Origin of the sequence: Caballeronia hypogeia (genome assembly GCF_001544875.2) — a bacterium.
Classification (GTDB): Bacteria; Pseudomonadota; Gammaproteobacteria; order Burkholderiales; family Burkholderiaceae; genus Caballeronia; species Caballeronia hypogeia.
Window position 1 is genome coordinate 623,630 of the sequence record NZ_FCOA02000001.1, and the last position, 23,534, is coordinate 647,163.

Consider the following 23,534-nt stretch of genomic DNA (forward strand, 5'->3'; position numbering starts at 1 on the left):
GGCGCAGGCGGTCGCTGCGTGAATAAAAGCGCGGTGCTATTCTCGATCGCTCTTTCCTCGCGACGAGTCTCCGCCATGAGTGCGCTGTTCACCCCCACGACCTTACGCAGTCTGCAGATTGCGAATCGCATCTTCGTCTCGCCGATGTGCCAGTATTCCGCCGAGCGCGGCGAGGCCACCGCATGGCACATGATCCATCTCGGGCAGCTCGCGCTGTCGGGCGCGGGCATGTTGTTCATCGAGGCGACGGCGGTCGAGCCGGACGGGCGCATCACCCCCGGCGATCTCGGTCTTTGGGACGACGTCACCGAAGCCGCGCTGCGTCCCGTCATGGCTGCCATCCGTCAGTATTCGAAGATCCCGGTGACAATGCAGCTCGCGCACGCGGGCCGCAAGGCGTCGAGCCACACGCCGTGGGACGGCGGCGCGCTGATCTCCGTGGCCGATGGCGGCTGGATGACCTACGCGCCATCCGCGATTCCGCACAAGCCGGAGGAGACCGCGCCGCTCGCGCTCGACGCCGCCGGCCTCATTCGCGTTAAGGAAGCGTTCGCCGCGTCGGCGAAACGTGCGGCGCGGCTCGGCATCGACGGTATCGAAGTGCACTGCGCGCATGGCTACCTGCTGCATCAGTTCCTTTCGCCGCTCGCCAATCAGCGCACCGATGAATACGGCGGCTCGCGCGAGAACCGCATGCGCTATCCGCTCGAAATCTTCGATGCCGTGCGCGCCGCGTTTCCAGCCGACAAGCCCGTCGGCGTGCGCGTGTCGGCGACGGACTGGGTCGAAGGCGGATGGGGCATCGAGGACACGATCGCGTTCGCGTCGGAATTGAAGAAGCGCGGCGTCGACTGGGTCGATGTCTCGTCGGGCGGCGTGTCGCCGTTGCAGAAAATTCCGTTGTCCTCGGGTTATCAGGTGCCATTCGCGCAGGCCGTGAAGGAAGCGACAGGGGTGAACACTATCGCTGTCGGGCTGATCACCGAGCCGAAGGAAGCGCAAGAGATCGTCGCGAGCGGCAAGGCGGATTTCGTCGCGATGGCGCGCGCGATGCTCTACGATCCGCGCTGGCCCTGGCATGCGGCCGCCGAGCTCGGCGCGACTGTGACCGCACCGCCGCAGTACTGGCGCTCGCAGCCGCGCGAGCAGAAAAACCTGTTTGGCGAAATCACCATCGGCCAACGCTGAAACGCGGCGAACATCATCCGGACGGTTGAGCTTTCGCGCGCCGGGAGTGTAGGATACCGGTGTGTCGGGCGTGAGCGCCCGGCCAAGTGAACGCGGCGCCTTCGAGGCCACCGCGTTTTTTTTCATCCCGATGTTCATCCCGAGCGCGCGGGAGCGAAGCGTTATTCAAGGATTTCATTCGATGAGTTCACGCAGGGTCACCGTTCGCCGCTCCGGCGTGCATGGCAAGGGCGTGTTTGCCGCGAAGCACATCGCCGCGGGCGAGCAGGTGATGGAGTACAAGGGCGAGCGCATTTCCTGGAAGGAAGCGCTGCGTCGCCATCCGCACAATCCGGAAGAGCCGAATCACACGTTCTATTTCGCGCTCGACGACGGCCGCGTGATCGACGGCAAGATCGAAGGCAACAGCGCGAAGTTCATCAATCATTCATGCGCGCCGAACTGCGAAGCCGAGGAAGTCGAAGGCCGCGTGTTCATTCACGCGCTGCGCGACATCGAGCCGGATGAAGAGCTGAATTACGACTACGGACTCGTGATCGAAGGGCGCATCACGAAGAAGCTCAAGAAGGAATACGAGTGCCGCTGCGGGGCGAAGAAGTGCCGCGGCACGATGCTCGCGGTGAAGAAAGAGAAAGCGAAGAAAAAGAAGTAAGCGGCCTGCGGTGAATCGAAGAAGCCAGGGCAGCGATGTCCTGGCTTTGTTTCATTCGGCGTCCGGCTTCACTTCCTTCAGCGGCATGCGCACGATGAATCGCGCGCCGCCTTCGGGCCCATCCTCGTAATGCACGCTGCCGCCGTGCAGCACCATGATGTCGTGGACGATCGCAAGCCCGAGACCCGCGCCGCCTTCCACGTTCTGCCCATCGCCACGGAAAAAGCGCTTGAACAGGTCCGGCTGCTGATCCGGCGGCACGCCCGGACCGTTGTCCTCCACGACGACCTCGCCGAAGCGGCGGCCGTTCTCGTCGTGCCATTCGTTCACGGTCAGCGTGATGCGCGCGCCTTCGCTGCGGAACGGCGGAATGTACTTGAGCGCGTTGTCGATCAGATTCGCGAGCACTTCGCGCGCGAGCACGATGTTGCCGCGCACGATCATCGGATGCTCGTTGTCGGGATCGTCGATCCGCTGAAAGCCCAGATCGACGCTCGCGGCGAGCGCGCGCGGCACCCATTCCGCGCCGGTTTCGAAGGCGAGCGCGGCGAGATCGAAATCGGCGAAACGCGCGGCCTGTTCGCCCGGTTCCGCGCGCGCGAGCGAAAGCAGCTGATTCGACAGCCGCACCGCCCGATCCGCCGATGCGCGCAATTCCTTCACCGCTTCCACCGCCTTCGCGGGATCGCGGGAACTGAGCGCCTGTTCGGCGTGCAGCTTGACGGCCGTCAGCGGCGTGCGCAACTGATGCGCGGCATCGGCGATGAATTTGCGCTGGGCGTCGAGCGCGGTTTGCAGGCGCACGAGCAGGCCGTTCATCGCGCTGGTGAGCGGACGGATTTCGCCGGGTACATAGGTTTCATCGACCGGTTCGAGCGAGATGTGCGTCTGCTGGTTGAGCGCGTCGGCGAGATCGGTGAGCGGGTTCAACTGCTGGTTCACCACGCGCCACACGATCACCCAGCCGGCGAGCAGCAGCAACGCGAGCGGCATCATGATGGCGATCAGAAACTCCACCGCAATGCGATATCTCGACCCTACCCGCTGCGCGACTTCCACGACGATCGGATTGCCGGTCGGCTGCGGCACGCGCACCTGCGCCGCGCGCACGCTGACGCCCTGAAAGTGCGTCTCGAACACGTAGGCGTAATGGATACGCCGGACGTTGGTGCCCGTGAGCGGCAAATCGGGTTCGCCGGCGATTTCATCCTCGCCGGTGCTGATGCGGTAGATGAGCTGCTCGACCGGATCGGAGAACATCGCCTGCGCGAGCGGCGGCACGGTGACCGGCGCATCGACGCCCGCGAGCTGGATCTGCTTGGAAATGGCCGTGGCGAGATCCGCGAGCGAGCGGTCCACGACGTGCTGCGTGTACTGCCACGCGAGCCAGTAGGCCATGAGGCCGGACATCAGCGCGAGCAAGGAAAGCGGCGCGGCGAGCCGGCGCAGCAAGGTGCGCCGCAGGCTCGGTGGCGCCGGCGTCTCGGCGGCTTTCGAGCGCGCCAGATCGAGCCAGTCTTCGCGGGCGAAACGCTGATCGCCCGCGCGTCGGGTGGGAAATCGCAAAACGTATTACGGCAGAAGCATTACGCCGCTTGCCGGATCTCCTGAAGCAGATATCCGAAGCCCCGCACCGTGACGATCTCCACGCGCGTGTTTTCGAGTTTCTTGCGCACGCGATGCACATACACTTCGATGGCCGTATCGCCCAGATCGCCGCCGAAGTGCGTCAGATGATCCTGCAACTGCGCCTTGCTCACGACGCGGCCGTGACGCAGCAGCAGCATTTCGAGCACGGCGAATTCGCGCGGCGAAAGCTCGAGCGGACGCTCGTCGTTGAAGATGCGGCGATCGACGCCCGACAGGCGCAGGCCGCCCAGCGATACCTCCGGGCGCGGCACGTCGCCATGCGGGCCGCTGCGGCGCATGACTGCGCGGATGCGCGCTTCGAGCTCCTGCGGCTCGAAGGGCTTCAGCATGTAGTCGTCGGCGCCGCTGTTCAGGCCCTGCACGCGGTCGTGCAGTTCGTCGCGCGCGGTGAGGATGATCACCGGCGTATGACGGTTGCTCTGGCGGAAACGCGAAAGCAACGTCATGCCGTCGATGCCGGGCAGGCCGAGATCGAGAATGACGAGCTCATGGCGGTTCTGCGCGAGCGCCTGTTCGGCGAAGATGCCGTCGTGCACCATGTCGACCGTGAAGCCGGATTGTTCGAGGCTGCTTTGAATGCCGCGCGCGATGGGGCGGTCGTCTTCGATCAGAAGGATTCGCATGGAGTCGCTCAAGTACAATGGTTTGAGCTCAAGCGGGCGGGGCCTCGGAGACATGCTCCATGCGTTGAAGACACGCACGGAATGCACGACTCGCACAACTTGCACGACGAGGCGGCGCGGGCTCGAGCCGGTTTAAAACTCACATCTCATGCGGCGTCGCGCGACCGTTTCATAGTAGCCGCGAGCGGCCGTACACCGAATGTATTTCTGCCCGGACATGGCTGTCATCTCGATCAACGAACTCGAAGCCGCGATCAACTACTGGCGCGGCCGCTCCCCGTCTAGCGGCGACGAACTCAGTCTCTGCAAGGAGGCGAGCGCGCTGTCCAGGCCCTATGCGCTGCTGATTGTACAGCGTCAGTCAAGCCTGCCGGCCGAGCAACTGGACGACGAAGCCCGTGCCGCCTGGGAAGCTTACGAGCATTTCAAGAATGGCATTCGGGACTGAAAGTTTAAAGGTCTTTTTGCTTACTTTTCGCTTTTCGAATGCTTCCAAAATTCGCGATCCCGTCGAATCGGGACCGCTTTCGCCTTTCGGCGGTGTCATGGTTGGTAACACGAACGTTACCTTGTTTGCCGCCGTAAGCAATTATTAAAGTGCGCGCCAAACGGCCCTTTCGCGCGAAGGGTTTGTGAGCGGCGGCGCCTCAGTGCGATAAAGTCGCGTTCATCTTCGCTCTTGCGCGCAATCGCCTCATGCTCGAACTCGATCATTTCGACCTCGCCCTGCTCGACGTGCTTCAGCGCTCGGGCCGCGCCACGCATCAGCAACTGGGCGAGCAGGTGCCGCTGTCGCCGTCGCAGATCGGGCGGCGTTTGCAGCGGCTAGAATCGACCGGCGTGATCGAGGGATATCGCGTGGTGTTACGCCCGGAAAAGCTCGGCCTGGGCGTTACGGCGTTCACGAGCCTGAAGCTCAAGCATCACGGCGATTCGGTCATCGAGCAGTTTCAGCAGCAGATCGAGACGCTGCCCGAAGTGCTCGAATGCCACGCCACGGTGGGCGACGCCGACTATCTTCTGCGCATCGTCGCGCCGGATCTGAACGCGCTCTCGACCTTCGTGATGAAGAAGCTGATGCGCGTGCCCGGCGTCGACAGCGTGCGCTCGAACATCGTGCTCACGACATTCAAGCGCAACGGTCCCTTACCTCTTTCTCACCTCGCCGACGATTCCGCAGGATTGAGCAAATCCACGTAAGCGAGCGGCACGAGATCCGCTTCGCCCACGCCCAGGCGCGCGAACATGTCGTGCGCTTCCCGCTCGCCGCCGGCCTCGTCGTCTTCCTGACCGAGCACCACTTCCAGTTCGATGAAATCGCCGAGGCCGTCCACGCGATCCAGATGGATGCGCGTGCGCCCGACGAGATACACGTGCCGTTCCTTCGAGACGATGCCGCGCGTCGTCAGCGCCTGCGCGAGCAGCGCATGCATCGCTTCCGGATTCGTGACCGGGCTGCGCGTGTAGTAGGAAACCTTCGGGCCGTCGCGGTCGTCGCGCTGATAGAAGATCAGCTCGGACGGCGTGCCGTCGTCGAATTGACGCAGCTTGAGACGGCCGGTCGGCACGTCGTAGAAGAAGTCTTGCTGGCGGAACACCAGCGGCGCATCGGGCGCGAGCGCGGCGGCGCGCTCGCGCAGTTGGTCGAACTGATGTGCGCGCGCCTTGATTTCGATGTTGCGTGCCATGAAGACTCCTCGAACGCGGTTGGATGAAAAAACGAGGGCTCAGACTAGCAGACGATCGATGAAGCCCGCTTGAATGGCCTTGCGCGCGAAGTCGGGATTTGCCCTTACCACGTCGCTCAAACGGACCATTGCGCGTCGATCAGCCGCAACGCCGCCGCGATCGCCGGTTCCTCGCGGCGTTCCGTCAGCGTGACGAAGGACAACTGCGTCGGCACGGTGACGCCATCGACTATCGTCAGTGCGTGCGCATGCGCCTGCGCCAGCGCGATGGAGTCGCGCGCGAGCGTAAGGCCGACGCCCGATTTGACGAGATCCAGCATCGACGGCTCCTGATCCACTTCCGCGACGATCACCGGCATCGCGCCTGCCTCGTGGAAGATGCGCGACAGCAGGCGGTTGTGCGCGGACTCGGGCGGCGTCCAGATCCACGGCAGCTTGGCGAGCGCGGCCCAGCTACGTTTGCCCTTGTTCACGCGGTTGTGCCAGCCGGCCGGCGCAAGCACGCGATAGCCGAACGGCGTAAGCCGCACGACGTGAAAGCGTTCGCCGTCGCGCGTGCCGTCAATAGCCGGATCGCCGATGTAGTAACCGACATCCAGATCGCGCGCCTTCACCCGCTCCAGCACCCAGCCCGACATGCCGTGCCGCAGCGACGTCTCGATGCGCGGATGTGTCTCCACCAGTTGCCGCAGAAAGCCGCCGAGCCGCAGAAATTCGGGATCGAGAATCGTGCCAATGCGCAGCGTGCCGCTCACTTCGTGACGCAGCGCTGCGGCGGCGCGCTGGACATCGGCGGCGGCGGCGAGCGCGCGTTCCGCGTGCGGCAGGAGCGCTTCGCCGTCGCGCGTCAGCAAAAGCCCGTGCGACGTGCGCGAGAACAGCACGACGCCCAGCATCTCCTGCAGATTCTTGATCTGCAGGCTGACGGCCGGCTGCGTGAGATGCAGTTGCGCCGCCGCGCGCGTGAGATTGCCTTCGCGTGCGACGGTGAGAAAGGCGCGCAAGAGGGTGTAGTCCATCGGCTGATATTAGCGCGACTTATATCGCTATTGAAGATATCTGATTGGATTGTGCAGCGCGTGCAGCGGTACGCTCGCCAAATAGACAAAACATAAAAGCCGTCGCGAAGCAGAACGGAATCGACAGGAGACAAGCGATGAAACAGAACGCGCGCAAGCTTGAAGGCGAATTCGACTACATCATCGTCGGCGCGGGAACCGCCGGATGCGTGCTCGCGAATCGCCTCACCGAAGATCCGAACGTGAACGTGCTGCTGCTCGAAGCGGGCGGCAAGGACGACTATCACTGGATTCATATTCCGGTCGGCTATCTGTATTGCATCGGCAATCCGCGCACGGACTGGCTCTACAAGACGCAGGCGGAACCCGGTCTCAACGGCCGAAAGCTGTCGTATCCGCGCGGGCGCGTGCTCGGCGGATGTTCGTCGATCAACGGCATGATCTACATGCGCGGACAGCGCGAGGACTATGACGACTGGGCGCACATCTGCGGCGATCCGAACTGGTCATGGGACTCGGTGCTGCCCTTGTTCATGCGCAGCGAGGATCATCACGGCGGCGGTAATCAATGGCATGGCGCGGGCGGCGAATGGCGCGTCGAGAAGCAGCGTCTGAAGTGGAAGATTCTCGAAACCTTCGCGCAGGCCGCGCAGCAAAGCGGCATTCCCGCCACCGATGACTTCAATCGCGGCGACAACACCGGCGTCGGTTATTTCGAAGTGAATCAGCGCGGCGGCATTCGCTGGAATGCATCGAAGGCTTTTCTGCGCGAAGCGATGAAGCGTCCCAATCTCACGACGATCACCGGCGCGCACACGCAACGTCTCGTGTTCGAAGGCGTGCGTTGTGTCGGGGTGGAGTATCGCGGCGGCGATGTCGATTACATCGCGCGAGCGCATTGCGAAGTCATTCTCAGCGCGGGCGCGGTGAACTCGCCGCAGATCCTCGAACTCTCGGGCATCGGCAATGGCGCGCGTCTGCAGCGGCTCGGAATCGATGTCGTGAAGAGCCTGCGCGGCGTCGGTGAAAATCTGCAGGACCACTTGCAATTGCGCATGGCCTATAAGGTCGATGGCGTGCGCACGCTCAACACTTTATCTGCGCACTGGTGGGGCAAGCTTTTCATCGGCATGCAGTACGCGCTGATGCGAAGCGGCCCGATGTCGATGGCGCCATCGCAACTCGGCACCTTCGCAAAATCCAATCCCGACGATGCATCGATCAAGCGGCCCGACGTGCAATATCACGTTCAGCCCTTGTCGCTCGAACGCTTCGGCGAACCGCTGCATGCGTTCAATGCGTTCACCGCGTCGGTGTGCAACTTGCGGCCGACATCGCGTGGCAGCGTACATATCGAATCGCCCGATGCACATGCGGCGCCTTTGATCGCGCCGAACTATCTTTCCACAGACCGAGATCGTGAAGTCGCGGCGAATGCATTGCGTCTCACGCGGCGCATCGTCAGCGCGCCCGCGCTCGCGCAATACAAGCCGGAAGAGATTCTTCCCGGCATCAAGTATCAGACGCAGGAAGAACTGGTCGAAGCCGCGGGCAATGTCGGCACGACGATCTTTCATCCGGTGGGCACCTGCCGCATGGGTACCGACAACGATCCGGGCGCGGTCGTCGATAGCCGCCTGCGCGTGATCGGCGTGCGCGGTCTGCGCGTGGTCGATGCGTCGATCATGCCGACGATCACATCGGGCAACACGAATTCACCGACGCTGATGATCGCCGAACGCGCGAGCGACATGATCCGTGAAGACCGGCGCGGCATCGAAGCGCAGGAAGTGATCGCGACGGCGCTTGCATGACAGGACGATGAATCGCGCGCTTCACATGTTGAGATGACATGTGCATGGCGCGCGCGTGACGCATTGCATATATGCGCGGCGAACAAGCACTTGCCGTGCCCTCAAAGCGTGCATCCGCGAAGGCCATAAGCCATTCGTTAGTAAGTGCAAATCCCAATGATTGCGCTGCATCATTGGCGCGACAATGGCCCCGGATCAAGTGATGCTCGGCATACCTCGTGCACACTTTGTGCGGCCGCAACAGCGATGCACGGAGCGAAGCAGTACCGGGATGGAGACAACGTTCGGGTGCGCGCGGAAAGAAAAATTAAAGCGCAGGCGAACACCGTTCGCTCAGCGCCCTCACTTCGCATGGAAGGGGACATGATTCTCGGCGACACCATTCTGGAAACGCGAGGCCTCACCAAGGAATTCAAGGGCTTCACAGCCGTGAACGGCGTGAACCTGCGCGTTCGCCGGGGCTCGATCCATGCGCTGATCGGACCGAACGGCGCGGGCAAGACCACCTGCTTCAATCTGCTCACGAAGTTTCTCGAGCCCACTGCGGGTCAGATCGTTTTCAACGGCACCGACATCACGCGCGAGCGCCCGGCGCATATCGCGCGGCGCGGCATCATCCGCTCGTTTCAGATTTCCGCTGTGTTTCCGCATCTGACGGTGCTGCAGAACGTGCGCATCGGCTTGCAGCGTCAATTGGGCACGTCGTTTCATTTCTGGCGCAGCGAGCGTTCGCTGGATCAGCTCAACGACCGCGCAATGGATTTGCTCACGCAAGTGGGCCTCACCGATTTCGCCGACACGAAGACCGTCGAGCTTTCGTACGGCCGCAAGCGCGCGCTCGAAATCGCCACCACGCTTTCGATGGAGCCCGAACTCATGCTCCTCGACGAACCCACGCAAGGCATGGGCCACGAGGACGTCGACCGCGTGACGGCGCTGATCAAGAAAGTATCGGCGGGCCGCACGATCCTGATGGTCGAGCACAACATGAACGTGATCGCGGGCATCTCCGACACCATCACCGTGCTTCAGCGCGGCGAAGTGCTGGCCGAAGGCAGCTACGCGGAAGTGTCGAAGAATCCGCTCGTGATGGAAGCCTACATGGGCAGCGCCGATGCGGCGCTCACCGGAGCGCATGCATGAGTACGATCGTGGAGGAGCGCCGCTCGCTCAATGCGAACGGCGGGGCGAACAATGCGCCCGCGCTGGAAATATCGGGTCTGCAGGCGTGGTATGGGGAATCGCACATCCTGCATGGCGTGGACCTCAAGGTGAATCGCGGCGAAGTGGTCACGCTGCTTGGCCGCAACGGCGCGGGCCGCACCACGACCTTGCGCGCCATCATGGGTCTCACCGGAAGACGGACAGGTTCGATTCGTATCGCGGGACATGAAACCATCGGGCTGGCCACACACAAGATCGCGCATTACGGGGTCGGCTATTGTCCGGAGGAGCGCGGCATTTTTTCGAGCCTGTCCTGCGAGGAAAACCTGCTCTTGCCGCCGCTGATCGGCCCGGCAAAAGACGCGATGTCGCTCGACGAGCTTTACTCGATGTTCCCGAACCTTAAGGAACGTCGCGCCAGCCAGGGCACGCGTCTTTCGGGCGGCGAGCAGCAGATGCTGGCCGTCGCGCGCATTCTGCGCACGGGCGCGAATCTGCTGCTGCTCGATGAAATCTCGGAAGGTCTTGCGCCGGTCATCGTGCAGACACTCGCGCGCATGATCCTGATGCTCAAGTCGCGCGGCTACACCATCGTCATGGTCGAGCAGAATTTTCGTTTCGCGGCGCCGCTCGCGGACCGCTTCTACGTGATGGAGCACGGCAATATCGTCGAGCATTTCGGCGCGGGGGAACTCGAAGCGAAGATGCCGGTGCTGCACGAATTGCTCGGAGTCTGAGCGTCGCGCGGCAGGGCAGGTTGAGAAGGGCAACACCAGTAATACCGCATCAAATCAAAACTCATGGAGACTGGAATGAAAAAGAAGACCCTCGCGCGCCTCTCTACTCTGTGCTTTGCGGCTGCGGCGGCGAGTGTGGCGGTGATGAGCAGCGCCCACGCCGCCGACAGCAACACCGTGAAGATCGGCTTCGTCACCGACATGTCGGGCCTCTACGCCGATATCGACGGGCAAGGCGGCCTCGAAGCGATCCGCATGGCGGTCGCGGACTTCGGCGGCAAGGTGAACGGCAAGAACATCGAAGTCGTCTACGCGGATCACCAGAACAAGGCCGATATCGCGGCCTCGCGCGTGCGTGAATGGATCGACCGCGACGGCGTGAACGCGATCATCGGCGGCACGAACTCGGCCACGGCCCTCTCCAGCGCGCAGGTCGCGGCTGAGAAGAAGACGCCGTACATCAACATCGGCGCGGGCGCGGACAACCTGACCAACGAGCAATGTTCGCCCTATACGGTCCACTACGCCTACGACACGATGGCGCTCGCGAAAGGCACCGGTTCCGCGGTGACCAAGCAGGGCGGCAAGACCTGGTACTTCCTGACGGCCGACTACGCGTTCGGCAAGGCGCTGGAAAAGAACACGGCAGACGTCGTGAAGGCGAACGGCGGCCAGGTGCTGGGCGAGGTGCGTCATCCGCTGTCGGCATCGGACTTCTCGTCGTTCCTGTTACAGGCGCAAGCCTCGAAGGCGCAAGTGCTGGGCCTCGCGAACGCGGGCGGCGACACGATCAACTCGATCAAGGCCGCGAAGGAATTCGGCATCACCAAGTCGATGAAGATCGCCGCGCTGCTGATCTTCATCTCCGACATCCACTCGCTCGGTCTGGAGACGACGCAAGGTCTGGTCGCGACGGATAGCTGGTACTGGAACAAGGATGACAAGACGCGCGCGTGGGCCAAGCGCTACTTCGCGAAGATGAAGAAGATGCCGGGCAGCCTGCAGGCAGCCGACTACTCCGCCGTCACGACGTACCTGAACGCGGTGAAGGCCGCGGGCACGACCGACAGCGACAAGGTCATGGAGCAGCTCAAGAAGGCGAAGATCGACGACTTCTACGCGAAGGGCTACATCCGCGAAGACGGCGCGATGATCCACGACATGTACCTGATGGAAGTGAAGAAGCCGTCGGAGTCGAAGGAGCCGTGGGATTACTACACGATCAAGGCGACGATTCCCGGCGATCAGGCGTTCGGCACGAAGGCGGAGTCGCGCTGCAAGTTGTGGAAGTAAGCGTTCGGTAGTGATTCAGCGCGTTCGCGCGGCGGGCGGCCATGAGGGCCGCCTTGCCGCGGCAACCGCGTCAACACGTTTCTGACGGCAGGTTCAATGGAAATCTTCGGCATCCCGCTCGCCGCAATGATGAGCCAGCTGTTGCTCGGGCTGGTCAACGGCTCGTTCTACGCGATCCTGAGCCTCGGGCTCGCGGTGATCTTCGGCTTGCTCAACGTCATCAACTTCGCGCATGGCGCGCTCTTCATGCTGGGCGCGATGCTCGCGTGGATGGGCTACTCCTACCTCGGCATTCCCTATTGGGCGATGCTTGTGCTCGCGCCGCTCGTGGTCGGCGTGTTCGGCGTGCTCATCGAAAAGTCGATGCTGCGCTGGCTCTACAAGCTCGATCATCTCTACGGGCTGTTGCTCACCTTCGGTCTCACGCTCGTGATCGAAGGCGTGTTCCGCTCCATCTACGGTTCGTCGGGCCAGCCGTATGACGTGCCGTCGCTGCTGCAGGGCGCGACCAATCTCGGCTTCATGTTCCTGCCGAACTATCGCGCGTGGGTCGTGGTCGCGTCGCTGGCGGTGTGCTTCGCGACGTGGTTCGTGATCGAGAAGACGCGCGTGGGCGCCTATCTGCGCGCGGGCACGGAGAACCCGAAGCTCGTGGAGGCATTCGGCGTCAACGTGCCGCTGATGATCACGCTTACCTATGGCTTCGGCGTCGCGCTCGCGGCGTTCGCGGGCGTGCTCGCCGCGCCGGTCATTCAGGTGTCGCCGCTGATGGGCCAGTCGATGATCATCACCGTGTTCGCGGTCGTCGTGATTGGCGGCATGGGCTCGATCATGGGCTCGATCCTGACGGGTCTGCTGCTCGGCGTGGTCGAAGGCTTCACGCGCGTGTTCTATCCGGAAGCGTCCGCGACGGTCGTCTTCGTCATCATGGCGATCGTGTTGATGATTCGCCCGGCAGGACTCTTCGGCAAGGAAAAATGATGCAGAGAAAAGCGCTCTACACGCTGTTGCTGATCGGCCTGATCGCGGCGCCGTTCATCGGCGTGTATCCGTTGTTCATGATGAAGGTGCTGTGCTTCGCGCTCTTCGCCGCGGCGTTCAACCTGTTGATCGGCTTCACAGGGCTGCTGTCGTTCGGTCACGCGATGTTCCTCGCGACCGCCGGCTACGTCACCGGCTACGCGATCCAGTCGATGAACTTCACGCCCGAACTGGGCGTGATAGCGGGCACGGCGGCGGCGACGCTGCTCGGCCTCGCCGCCGGGCTGCTGGCGATTCGCCGTCAGGGCATCTACTTCGCGATGGTCACGCTCGCGCTCGCGCAGATGGTGTACTTCGTGTTCCTGCAGGCGCCGTTCACGCATGGCGAGGACGGTCTGCAAGGCGTGCCGCGCGGCAAGCTCTTCAACGTGGTCGATCTCGGCAGCGACATCACGCTGTATTACGTCGTGCTTGTCGTGATGGTGCTCGCCTTCGCGCTGATCGTGCGGATCGTGCACTCGCCGTTCGGGCAGGTGCTGATCGCGATCAAGGAGAACGAGCCGCGTGCGGTTTCGCTCGGCTACGACACCTCGCGCTACAAGCTGCTCGCATTCGTGCTGTCGGCGGGGCTCGCGGGGCTGGCCGGTTCGCTCAAGACGGTCGTGCTCGGCTTCGAAACGCTCGGCGACGCCTACTGGACCATGTCCGGCCTTGTCGTGCTGATGACGCTCGTCGGCGGCATGAGCACGATGTTCGGGCCGCTGCTGGGGGCGGCGATCATCGTCGCGCTGGAAGACCGGCTCGGCGATATCGGCAGCGGCATCGCGCGGGTCACGGGCGTGTCGTGGTTCAACTCGCTCGGCGAGTCGGTGACGATCGTGACCGGTCTCATCTTCATCGCGTGCGTGCTGGCGTTCCGGCGCGGGATTGTCGGAGAGATCATCGCGCGGGTTCGGCCGCTGCAAGGGTGACGCAAGTTGCTTCGCCATGCGAAGCAACCGGCACTTTGCGAGATACGCGCTGTATCGCAAGAAATACGCCCCGATGAGGTGCTTTTCTGCACCACTAGGGTAAATGCTAGGTTGCCGTGCAGTGTTGCGTTCTTTAACATGCGTCCTAGTTCTGTTGCACCCAGATTTTTTGAGGTGGAGAACGAGGAGACATGAGGCACAAAGTGCCCGACCGAAAGCGCTGTTGGATGAGTCCAACAGCGCTTTTTTATTTGCCCGTCGATAATACGAATAAATCCCGCCACGCATTTTAAGGCGGGGTTTTCCATTAGAGGCAAAAAGGCGTGTGAAGCCGTGTGTTCAAAATGCGGCGGCGCGCACTGGAAACCCTTCAAAACGCTTGCTGCACGGCGCTTTGGTCCGCTAAACTGCATTTCCCGACCCGCTGGTCGGTCATTCTCGGGCGGCGCAAAATCGCGGGCGAAATCCAGGCAGCTTTCACGCAGAAATACGATTTACGGGGCGCAAATCAATGAAGTGGGCTTTACGCGGTAAGGCGGTCGCAATGGCCGTCGCAGCAGTTTCCATCGGTTTCTCGGCGGCATTCAGCAATCCCGTTCTGGCGGACGTGAAAATCGGCGTGACGGTCTCGGCAACGGGTCCGGCGGCGTCGCTCGGCATTCCGGAAAAGAACACCGTCGCGCTGTTGCCGAAGGAAGTCTCGGGGCAGAAGGTGCAATACATTGTCCTCGACGACGCCACGGATTCCACGCAGGCGGTCAAGAACGCGCGCAAGCTCACGAGCGAAGATCACGTCGATGCGCTCATCGGTTCGACCGTCGTGCCCAATTCTCTCGCGATGATCGACATCGCCTCCGAAACACAAACGCCGATGATCTCCATGGCCGCCGCCGCGAGCATCGTCGAACCGATGGACAGCAAGCGCGCGTGGGTCTTCAAGACGCCGCAGAACGACATCCTGATGGCGACCGCGATCGCGCAGCACATGTCGAATCACGGCATCAAGACGGTCGCGTTCATCGGCTTCTCGGATGCGTACGGCGAGAGCTGGTTCAAGGAATTCTCGAAAGCCGCCGATCTCGCCAAGGTGAAGGTCGTCGCGAGCGAGCGCTTTGCGCGCAACGACGCATCGGTTACGGGCCAGGTGCTCAAGATGATGTCGCAGAACCCGGACGCGGTGCTGATCGCGGGCGCGGGCACGCCGGCCGCGCTGCCGCAGAAGGCGCTCAAGGAGCGCGGCTACAAGGGCAAGATCTATCAGACGCACGGCGTCGCCAATAACGACTTTCTGCGTGTGTGCGGCAAGGATTGCGAAGGCACGTTCCTGCCCTCGGGTCCGCTTCTGGTCGCGGAGCAGTTGCCCGACAGCAATCCCGTGAAGCAGGCCGCGCTCACGTACAAGAAGGCGTATGAAGGCGCGAACGGCGCGGGCTCGGTTTCGACCTTCGGCGGTCATGCGTGGGACGCCGGCCTCATTCTGCAACGCGCGATTCCCATCGCGCTGAAGAAGGGTCAGCCCGGCACGCCGGCGTTCCGCGAAGCGCTGCGCGCGGCTATCGAAGAGACGAAGAATCTGCCTGCGTCGCACGGCATCTTCAACATGAGCGCCAACGACCACTCCGGACTCGATCAGCGCGCGCGCGTGATGGTGGAGATCGTCGGCGGCAAGTGGAAGCTCTCGGGCAACTGACGAAATCGCATGTGAACTGAATCGGAGACAAAGGCGCGTTGCAAGATAACGCGCCTTTTTTTCTGTGCGGCGCGGCAAGAAGGGCGGCGAAAGAAGAGGGCGCGAAGCCTCGTATGCAGCCGCGCAACGGTTGGGGAAAACCAGCCTTGGCATGCAGTAACGCGGTAAATAGATTGGGTCGGCTTTCCGGTTGGCCCAGAAAGCCGGATCGATAACAACTCGCAGCAGCGCATCCACGATGCGTGTTGGCAAAACGAGCAAGTCGCGTTTGGAGACAAGCAATGAAAACGAAGAAGGCATGGATCAGGACGGGCATCGCGCTCGCCATCGCGAGCAGCGCGCTGGCAGGCGCGGGCGCGGCGTTCGCGCAAGTGAAGATCGGCGTCACGCTCTCGGCGACGGGACCGGCCGCATCGCTCGGGATTCCCGAGAAAAATACCGTCGCGCTGCTGCCGAAGGAGATCGGCGGGAAGTCGGTCGAATGGATCGTGCTCGATGACGGTTCCGACACGAGCCGCGCCGTGCAGAACACACGCAAGCTGATCGACGAGGATCACGTCGATGCGATCGTCGGCTCCACGGTGACGCCGAACTCGCTCGCGATGATCGACCCGGTCGCCGCCGCCAAGACGCCGATGATCTCGATGGCCGCATCCGCCGCGATCATCGCGCCGATGGACGCGAAGAAGGCGTGGGTCTTCAAGACGCCGCAGAACGACGCGCTGATGGCCGATGCCATCGCCTCCTATATGGAGAAGCACGGCGTGAAGACGGTGGGTTTCATCGGCTTCGCGGATGCCTACGGCGACGGCTGGTACAACGTCTTCAACACGGCGGCGGCCGCGCACAAGCTGAAGATCGTCACGAACGAGCGCTATAACCGCACGGACACGTCCGTGACCGGCCAGGTGCTCAAGACGATGGGCGCGAATCCGGACGCGGTGCTGATCGCGGGCGCGGGCACGCCGTCCGCGCTGCCGGCCAAGGCGCTGAAGGAGCGCGGCTACAAGGGCAAGGTGTATCAGACGCACGGCGTCGCCAACAACGACTTCCTGCGCGTGTGCGGCAAGGACTGCGAGGGCGAGATTCTGCCCGCCGGTCCGGTGCTCGTGACCGAGCAACTGCCGGAAAGCAATCCCGTGAAGAAGTCGTCGGCGGCGTACAAGGACGCGTATGAGAAGGCGTACGGCGCGGGTTCGCTGTCCACCTTCGGCGGTCACGCGTGGGATGCGGGCCAGATGCTTCAGCGCGCGATTCCCGAAGCGCTGAAGAAGGGCCAGCCGGGCACACCGGAATTCCGCGAAGCGCTGCGCGCCGCGCTGGAAAACCTGAAGGACCTGCCCGTGTCGCACGGCATCATGAACATGACGCCGACCGATCACAACGGTTTCGACAATCGCGCACGCGTGATGGTGCAGATCGTCGACGGCAAGTGGAAGCTGCTGAACGACTGAGTTTCAACGGACGCGCCTCATCGCGCGTTCTCGTTTCTCGATGTTTCTTAATTTCAAGATGACCTGGCGGCGCACCGGCAACGGCGCGCCGCTTTGACCATGTTCCGGCGGACGCTTTTCCGGTTCGCCTGTTTCAAAGTAGCTCCGAAGAGGAAGTATGGACTTATCGATTGCGGCGATCCTCGCGCAGGACGGGATCACCACGGGCTCGATCTACGCGTTGCTCGCGCTCGCGCTGGTGCTCGTGTTTTCCGTGACGCGCGTCATTTTCATTCCACAGGGCGAGTTCGTCGCGTATGGCGCGCTCACGCTGGCCGCGCTGCAGACGCAGAAGCTGCCCGCGACCTGTTATCTGCTGATCGCGATGGGCGTCGGATGTTTCGTCGCTGAACTTGCAGGCATCGTGCGGCATCCGTCGCGATATCACCAGATCGGGCGAACGATCGCGGTGCTGGCGGCCAAGTATCTGCTGTTTCCCGTCGCGATCTGGGCGCTAACGCAGGCCATCGTCGCGCAAAACCTGCCGATGATCGTGCAGATCGCGCTGACGCTCCTGATCGTCGTGCCGATGGGCCCGTTCGTCTATCGGCTCGCCTATGAGCCGATTGCCGAGGCGAGCACGCTGCTGCTGCTGATCGTGGCGGTCGCGGTGCACTTCGCGATGGTCGGGCTCGGACTCGTCATGTTCGGCGCGGAGGGCTCGCGCACGACGGCCTTCTCCGACGCCAACTTCAATCTCGGCAGCGTGTCGATTTCCGGGCAAAGCCTATGGGTCGTCGGCACGGCGGTCGTGCTGATCGTCGCGCTGTACTTCTATTTCGACCGCTCCATCTCCGGCAAGGCGCTGCGCGCGACGTCGGTGAATCGGCTGGGCGCGCGCCTCGTCGGCATCGGCACGACGCAGGCGGGGCGCCTCGCATTCACGCTCGCAGCAGGCCTCGGGGCGCTGTGCGGCGTGCTGGTCGCGCCGATCACCACGATCTACTACGACTCGGGCTTTCTGATCGGGTTGAAGGGTTTCGTGGCGGCGATCGTCGGCGGTCTGGTGAGCTATCCGCTGGCGGCCGCGGGCTCGCTGCTGGTGGGTCTGCTCGAATCGTATTCGTCGTTCTGGGCGAGCGCGTACAAGGAGGTGATCGTCTTCACGCTGATTATTCCGGTGCTGCTGTGGCGGAGCCTCGCCAGCCCGCATTCGGACGAGGACGAGGAGTAAGGCCATGAAATTCCTGCATCGATATCGATTTTTCTGGTTGTTCCTGATCGTCGTCTTCGCGCTGCCGATTCTGCCGCGTCCGGTCGCGGTGCCCGAGTACTGGATCACGCTGCTGAACTACATCGGCCTGTATTCGATCGTCGCCATCGGGCTCGTGCTGCTGACGGGCATTGGCGGCATGACGAGCTTCGGACAGGCGGCGTTCGTCGGCGTCGGCGCGTACGCGACCGCGTTTCTGACGACGCGCTACGGCGTCTCGCCGTGGCTCGCGCTGATCGCGGGCGTCGTGCTGACGGCGTTCATCGCGCTGCTGCTCGGGCTGATTACCATGCGGCTCTCCGGGCATTTTCTGCCGCTCGGGACGATCGCGTGGGGGCTGTCGCTGTTCTATCTGTTCGGCAACATGGAGATGCTCGGCAAGTACGACGGCATCAACGGCATTCCGGTGCTGAGTCTGTTCGGCTGGGAGCTGGAATCGGGCCGCAGCATCTACTACCTGATCTGGGTGGTCGTGCTGCTCGCGGTGATTTCCGTTCAAAACCTGCTTAATAGCCGGCCTGGACGCGCGATCCGGGCGCTGCGCGGCGGCGGCACGATGGCCGAGGCAATGGGCGTCAACACCGCGTGGATGCGCGTGGTGATCTTCATCTACGCCGCGGTTCTGGCGGCCGTTTCGGGCTTCCTGTACGCCCATTTGCAGCGCGCGGTGAATCCGACGCCGTTCGGTCTGAATCACGGCATCGAGTTCCTGTTCATGGCCGTGGTTGGGGGCGTGTCGCATGTCTGGGGTGCGATTCTCGGCGCGACGATCCTCACCGTTCTGCAGGACTACCTTCAGACCTTGCTTCCGAAGCTGATCGGCGCGAATGGCAATTTCGAGATCATCGTATTTGGTGTCGTGATGGTCTTGCTGCTGCAGTACGCACGTCAGGGCGTGTGGCCATTCGTCGCGCGCATTTTTCCGCGCGGGCCGCGTGCACATGTGCCGGATCATCAGGAACCGTTGCCGCAGCGCAGCAAACCGACGACGGGCGAGTCGTTGCTGGTCGTCGAAAAGGCGCGCAAGCAGTTCGGCGGGCTGGTCGCCGTCAACGATGTCAGTTTCGAGGTGAAGGCGGGGGAGATCATCGGGTTGATCGGACCGAATGGCGCGGGCAAATCGACCACGTTCAATCTCGTCACCGGCGTGCTTCAGGCGACGAGTGGCGCGATCAGTTTTCACGGTGAACGTATCGAGAAGCTGACGTCACGCGACATCGTGAAGCGTGGCATCGGACGGACGTTTCAGCACGTGAAGATGCTGCCGGGGATGACGGTGCTGGAGAACGTCGCGATCGGCGCGCATTTGCGCGGCAATACCGGCGTGTGGCGCAGCATAGCGCGACTGAATGCAGCCGAGGAAGCGAGGTTGATGTCGGAGGCGGCGAAGCAGATCGAGCGCGTCGGGCTGGATAAGCATATTTATAGCGAAGCAGGGAGCCTGGCGCTGGGTCAGCAGCGGATTCTGGAAATCGCGCGGGCGCTGTGCTGCGATCCGACCTTGCTACTGCTCGACGAACCGGCGGCGGGGCTTCGATATCAGGAAAAGCTGCAACTCGCGGATTTGCTGCGCAAGCTGCGCGCCGAGGGCATGAGTATTCTGCTGGTCGAACACGATATGGACTTCGTGATGAATCTCACGGATCGGCTGGTGGTGATGGAGTTCGGCACGAAGATCGCCGAAGGCCTGCCGAAGGACGTCCAGAAAGATCCGGCGGTCCTAGAAGCATATCTGGGCGGGGTGGAGTGATGACAAAGGAAACCAACACGGTGGGCGACGCAATCCTTCAGGTGGAAGGTTTGTCCGTGCGTTATGGGAAGGTCGAGGCGTTGCACGACGGCAAGCTCACGGTCGGAGCAGGGCAAATTGTTTCGGTGATTGGGCCGAACGGCGCAGGGAAATCGACGCTGCTCAACGCAATCATGGGCGCGTTGCCGCAGACGGGTCACGCAAAAGGGTTGGTGCGGTATCTCGGCGAGGACGTTTCGGCCGTCGCCATCGAACGTCGCGTGTCACGTGGAATGTGCCTCGTGCCGGAAAAGCGCGAGCTGTTCGCCACGATGGCGGTGGAAGACAATCTGGTTCTCGGGGCGTATCGGCGCAAGAAGGCGGGCGAGCGGAATTATCTCGATCAACTCGAGCATGTGTTCGAGTTGTTCCCGCGTCTCAAGGAGCGGCGCAAGCAGGCTGCCGGTACGCTGTCGGGCGGCGAGCGGCAAATGCTCGCGGTGGGCCGTGCGTTGATGGGCAAGCCGCAACTTCTCATGCTCGACGAGCCTAGCCTCGGTCTTGCGCCGCTGATCGTGAAGGAGATTTTCCACATCATCAGCGCGCTGCGTCAGACTGGCGTGGCCACGCTTTTGATCGAACAGAATGCCCGCGCGGCACTACAAATCTCCGATTACGGCTATGTGCTGGAGACCGGCGAGTTTGCACTGGAAGGCAATGCGGATGCGCTTCAGCATAATCCGCAAGTTATCGAGACTTATCTTGGTCTGACGAAAAAAGTCGCTTAAGTCCCACTTTTCGACTGTAGTTCGGTGGCGTGTTTCACGTGAAACACGCCATTTTTTTCGCCCAATGTTCGATCGAGCGAATTCGTGACGAAGTAGAAGCCGTTATAATTCAAAGCTATTCCCTCTTCAGGTTCGTGTCGTTCGCACACGAGATCTCCATGCTTTATCCCACAGAATTCGATGTGATCGTCGTCGGCGGCGGTCACGCAGGCACTGAGGCCGCACTCGCTTCAGCGCGCATGGGCTGTAAAACGCTACTTCTGACTCACAATATCGAGACGCTGGGTCAGATGAGCTGCAATCCATCGATCGGCGGCATCGGCAAAGGTCATCTGGTCAAGGAAGTCGATGCGCTGGGAGGGGCAATGGCCGCGGCCACGGACGAATCCGGCATTCAGTTCCGTATTCTCAATTCGTCGAAGGGCCCGGCCGTCCGGGCTACCCGCGCGCAGGCGGATCGGCTTTTGTACAAGCAGGCGATTCGTTCGCGGCTCGAAAATCAGCCAAATTTGTGGCTCTTTCAGCAGGCCGTCGATGATCTGATGGTCGAAGGCGACCGCGTTGTCGGTGCCGTGACGCAGGTCGGACTGCGTTTCCGATCACGCGCCGTGGTGCTGACGGCGGGCACTTTTCTCGACGGCAAGATCCACGTGGGTCTGAATAACTACGTGGGTGGCCGTGCGGGAGATCCCGCAGCGGTGTCGCTGTCCGCGCGGCTGAAGGAGCTGAAGCTGCCGCAAGGCCGCCTCAAGACGGGTACGCCGCCGCGAATCGACGGCCGCACGATCGATTTTTCGAAGCTGGAAGAGCAGCCGGGCGATCTCGATCCCATTCCCGTATTCTCGTTCCTCGGACGCGTGGAGCAGCATCCGCGTCAGTTGCCGTGCTGGGTCACGCATACGAATGCTCAGACGCACGACATCATTCGCTCCGGATTGGACCGCTCACCGATGTACACGGGGGTGATCGAAGGCGTCGGGCCGCGTTATTGCCCTTCCATCGAAGACAAAATCCATCGATTCGCGTCGAAGGAAGCCCACCAGATCTTCCTGGAACCGGAAGGGCTGACCACGAACGAGTTCTATCCGAACGGCATTTCGACCAGCCTTCCGTTCGACGTACAGCTCGATCTCGTGCGCTCGATGCGCGGTCTGGAGCACGCGCATATCCTGCGTCCTGGCTACGCGATCGAATACGACTACTTCGACCCGCGCGCGCTGAAGGCCTCTTTGGAAACGAAGGCGATCAACGGCCTGTTCTTTGCCGGTCAGATCAACGGTACGACTGGCTACGAAGAGGCCGCCGCACAAGGGCTTCTGGCTGGGATCAACGCGGGCCTTCAAACGCAAGGGAAAGAAGCGTGGTCGCCGCGGCGCGATCAGGCTTATCTCGGCGTTCTGGTCGACGATCTCGTCACGCGAGGCGTGTCCGAGCCGTATCGAATGTTCACGAGCCGTGCGGAATACCGCCTGTCGCTGCGCGAAGACAACGCGGATATGCGCCTGACGGAGGTTGGCCGCGAGCTTGGCGTCGTCGATGACATCCGTTGGGACGCGTTCAGCCGCAAGCGCGATGCTGTTTCACGTGAAACACAACGACTTCGTTCGACGTGGGTCAATCCGAAGACGCTGCCGGCGGAAGAAGCGACAGTGCTGCTCGGAAAGCCGATCGATCACGAGTACAGCCTTGCCGATCTGCTCCGCCGTCCGGGCGTATCGTATGACGGAATTTGCGCGCTGCGAGAGGGCGCTTGCGGTCCTGAAACCGAACTCGCCGATGATCCGGTCTTGCTCGCGCAGATCAAGGAACAGATCGAAATCGGGGTGAAGTACCAAGGCTATATCGATCGGCAGGCCGACGAAATCGTCCGCAACGGCGCGCAAGAAAACACGCGCTTGCCCGAAGGCATCGACTACAACGAAGTGCGCGGATTGTCCTTCGAAGCGCGTCAAAAGCTGATTCAGCATCGCCCGGAGACGATCGGCCAAGCCTCGCGTATCTCCGGCATCACCCCGGCCGCAATTTCGCTGCTGATGGTTCATCTGAAGCGCGGGATCGGACGACGCGGCCGCGGATCGGCTGGCGACGATTCAGCGAGCGGTAATACGACGGTGGTTCAATGACGGAGCGCAATACATCTCTGGCGACGACGCTCGATCAGGGCGTCGCCGAACTCGGCTTTGATCTGTCGTCTTCACAGAAGCAAAAACTGCTCGATTACGTCGCACTGCTCGGCAAGTGGAACTCGGTGTACAACCTGACCGCGATCCGAGACCCGCAGCAGATGATGATTCAGCACATTCTAGATTCGCTGGCGATCGTGCCTGCAGTAGCCGCGCGAAATGCGAGAACCGCGCTCGACGTTGGCTCGGGCGGCGGCCTTCCAGGCATCGTCCTGGCAATCGCGCTGCCGGATTTGCGAGTCACTTTGAACGATATCGTTCATAAGAAAACCGCGTTCCAATCGCAGGCGAAGGTGCAACTCGAACTTGTTAACCTGGCGGTTATCACGGGTCGAGTCGAAAGTTTACGTCCGGGTATCGAAGTACCAGAAAAATTCGATGTAATCGTGTCGCGCGCATTCGCAGAACTCTCCGATTTCGTTACACTTTCGCGTCATCTGGTTGCAGTCGATGGGCGGATTCTGGCGATGAAAGGCGTCAAGCCGGAAGCCGAAGCCGCGCGTGTGCCGGCGGGCGCCACGGTGCTGGGCATTGAGCGCCTGAGCGTTCCGATGCTCGACGCCGAGCGGCATCTCGTCGAGATTGCCGTCGCGCCAGAATGACGGTCCGCCGCACGGTTTCCATCCGGCATTCCAGGCACGCTGATCTTCTGACAGCG

General features: G+C 62.2%; 21 protein-coding genes. 17 read left to right on the forward strand and 4 right to left on the reverse strand.

The genetic code is table 11. The features are described 5' to 3' along the window. Nucleotides 1–75: 75 nt before the first annotated feature. Both AWB79_RS02895 and AWB79_RS02900 read left to right on the forward strand, forming a co-directional pair. Complete coding sequence (locus tag AWB79_RS02895; RefSeq protein ID WP_061165826.1) at nt 76–1,188, forward strand: NADH:flavin oxidoreductase/NADH oxidase; 1,113 nt, start codon at nt 76–78, stop codon at nt 1,186–1,188. A gap of 181 nt (nt 1,189–1,369) precedes the next feature. Continuing rightward, nucleotides 1,370–1,840, forward strand: a complete 471-nt coding sequence (locus AWB79_RS02900) for an SET domain-containing protein (RefSeq protein ID WP_061165960.1) — start codon at nt 1,370–1,372, stop codon at nt 1,838–1,840. 51 nt (nt 1,841–1,891) lie between these two features. Here AWB79_RS02900 and AWB79_RS02905 read toward each other — a convergent pair whose 3' ends face one another. Together AWB79_RS02905 and AWB79_RS02910 are read right to left on the reverse strand one after the other, a co-directional pair. Next, nucleotides 1,892–3,346 (reverse strand): sensor histidine kinase, encoded by a 1,455-nt coding sequence (locus tag AWB79_RS02905; RefSeq protein ID WP_061165961.1) that lies wholly within the window; start codon nt 3,344–3,346, stop codon nt 1,892–1,894. A gap of 80 nt (nt 3,347–3,426) precedes the next feature. After that, nucleotides 3,427–4,113 (reverse strand): response regulator transcription factor, encoded by a 687-nt coding sequence (locus tag AWB79_RS02910; RefSeq protein ID WP_014192702.1) that lies wholly within the window; start codon nt 4,111–4,113, stop codon nt 3,427–3,429. 217 nt (nt 4,114–4,330) lie between these two features. On the opposite strand from AWB79_RS02910, the gene AWB79_RS02915 reads away from it, so the two are divergent. Both AWB79_RS02915 and AWB79_RS02920 read left to right on the forward strand, forming a co-directional pair. Beyond that, nucleotides 4,331–4,561, forward strand: a complete 231-nt coding sequence (locus AWB79_RS02915) for a DUF3717 domain-containing protein (protein WP_061165962.1) — start codon at nt 4,331–4,333, stop codon at nt 4,559–4,561. Between the two features lie 248 nt (nt 4,562–4,809). Further along, nucleotides 4,810–5,313: an Lrp/AsnC family transcriptional regulator gene (locus tag AWB79_RS02920; RefSeq protein WP_061165827.1), complete on the forward strand. Its 504-nt coding sequence runs from the start codon at nt 4,810–4,812 to the stop codon at nt 5,311–5,313. Here the strand turns inward: AWB79_RS02920 and AWB79_RS02925 are convergent. Together AWB79_RS02925 and AWB79_RS02930 are read right to left on the reverse strand one after the other, a co-directional pair. Then, the gene (locus tag AWB79_RS02925; protein WP_061165828.1) at nt 5,271–5,801 is read right to left on the reverse strand and encodes a class IV adenylate cyclase; all 531 of its coding nucleotides are present in this window, start codon (nt 5,799–5,801) and stop codon (nt 5,271–5,273) included. The two genes, AWB79_RS02920 and AWB79_RS02925, sit on opposite strands and share 43 nt — an antisense overlap. A 116-nt stretch (nt 5,802–5,917) precedes the next feature. Continuing rightward, nucleotides 5,918–6,820 carry a LysR family transcriptional regulator gene (locus AWB79_RS02930; RefSeq protein ID WP_061165829.1) on the reverse strand — a complete coding sequence of 301 codons (903 nt, stop codon included), beginning with the start codon at nt 6,818–6,820 and terminating at the stop codon, nt 5,918–5,920. Between the two features lie 137 nt (nt 6,821–6,957). Between AWB79_RS02930 and AWB79_RS02935 the strand changes: the two genes are divergently transcribed. The 13 genes from AWB79_RS02935 to rsmG all read left to right on the forward strand — a co-directional run bounded on the left by AWB79_RS02935 (nt 6,958) and on the right by rsmG (nt 23,478). Next, nucleotides 6,958–8,634, forward strand: a complete 1,677-nt coding sequence (locus AWB79_RS02935; protein ID WP_061165830.1) for a GMC family oxidoreductase — start codon at nt 6,958–6,960, stop codon at nt 8,632–8,634. A 363-nt stretch (nt 8,635–8,997) separates the two neighbouring features. Further along, on the forward strand, nt 8,998–9,777 hold the full coding sequence (locus AWB79_RS02940) for an ABC transporter ATP-binding protein (protein ID WP_061165963.1): 780 nt from the start codon (nt 8,998–9,000) through the stop codon (nt 9,775–9,777). Further along, complete coding sequence (locus AWB79_RS02945; protein WP_061165831.1) at nt 9,774–10,535, forward strand: ABC transporter ATP-binding protein; 762 nt, start codon at nt 9,774–9,776, stop codon at nt 10,533–10,535. Before AWB79_RS02940 ends, AWB79_RS02945 begins: the two co-directional genes overlap by 4 nt. 75 nt (nt 10,536–10,610) lie before the next feature. After that, nucleotides 10,611–11,828: an ABC transporter substrate-binding protein gene (locus tag AWB79_RS02950; RefSeq protein ID WP_061165832.1), complete on the forward strand. Its 1,218-nt coding sequence runs from the start codon at nt 10,611–10,613 to the stop codon at nt 11,826–11,828. Nucleotides 11,829–11,924: 96 nt separating this feature from the next. Then, nucleotides 11,925–12,809, forward strand: coding sequence for a branched-chain amino acid ABC transporter permease (locus tag AWB79_RS02955; RefSeq protein WP_061165833.1), 885 nt, complete (start codon nt 11,925–11,927; stop codon nt 12,807–12,809). Continuing rightward, nucleotides 12,809–13,780: a branched-chain amino acid ABC transporter permease gene (locus AWB79_RS02960; RefSeq protein WP_061165964.1), complete on the forward strand. Its 972-nt coding sequence runs from the start codon at nt 12,809–12,811 to the stop codon at nt 13,778–13,780. The genes AWB79_RS02955 and AWB79_RS02960 overlap by 1 nt, the downstream gene beginning before the upstream one ends. Before the next feature lie 511 nt (nt 13,781–14,291). Next, on the forward strand, nt 14,292–15,470 hold the full coding sequence (locus tag AWB79_RS02965) for an ABC transporter substrate-binding protein (RefSeq protein ID WP_061165834.1): 1,179 nt from the start codon (nt 14,292–14,294) through the stop codon (nt 15,468–15,470). A 281-nt stretch (nt 15,471–15,751) separates the two neighbouring features. After that, nucleotides 15,752–16,924: an ABC transporter substrate-binding protein gene (locus AWB79_RS02970; RefSeq protein WP_061165835.1), complete on the forward strand. Its 1,173-nt coding sequence runs from the start codon at nt 15,752–15,754 to the stop codon at nt 16,922–16,924. Between the two features lie 157 nt (nt 16,925–17,081). Further along, nucleotides 17,082–18,137 carry a branched-chain amino acid ABC transporter permease gene (locus AWB79_RS02975; protein ID WP_061165836.1) on the forward strand — a complete coding sequence of 352 codons (1,056 nt, stop codon included), beginning with the start codon at nt 17,082–17,084 and terminating at the stop codon, nt 18,135–18,137. A gap of 4 nt (nt 18,138–18,141) precedes the next feature. Continuing rightward, nucleotides 18,142–19,926 carry a branched-chain amino acid ABC transporter ATP-binding protein/permease gene (locus AWB79_RS02980; RefSeq protein ID WP_061165837.1) on the forward strand — a complete coding sequence of 595 codons (1,785 nt, stop codon included), beginning with the start codon at nt 18,142–18,144 and terminating at the stop codon, nt 19,924–19,926. Next, entirely contained in the window at nt 19,926–20,693 is a 768-nt protein-coding gene (locus tag AWB79_RS02985) for an ABC transporter ATP-binding protein (protein ID WP_061165838.1), read from the forward strand. The genes AWB79_RS02980 and AWB79_RS02985 overlap by 1 nt, the downstream gene beginning before the upstream one ends. 158 nt (nt 20,694–20,851) lie before the next feature. After that, the gene (gene mnmG, locus AWB79_RS02990; protein WP_061165965.1) at nt 20,852–22,816 is read left to right on the forward strand and encodes a tRNA uridine-5-carboxymethylaminomethyl(34) synthesis enzyme MnmG; all 1,965 of its coding nucleotides are present in this window, start codon (nt 20,852–20,854) and stop codon (nt 22,814–22,816) included. Further along, on the forward strand, nt 22,813–23,478 hold the full coding sequence (gene rsmG, locus AWB79_RS02995) for a 16S rRNA (guanine(527)-N(7))-methyltransferase RsmG (RefSeq protein ID WP_061165839.1): 666 nt from the start codon (nt 22,813–22,815) through the stop codon (nt 23,476–23,478). Before mnmG ends, rsmG begins: the two co-directional genes overlap by 4 nt. The last annotated feature ends 56 nt before the right edge of the window (nt 23,479–23,534 follow it).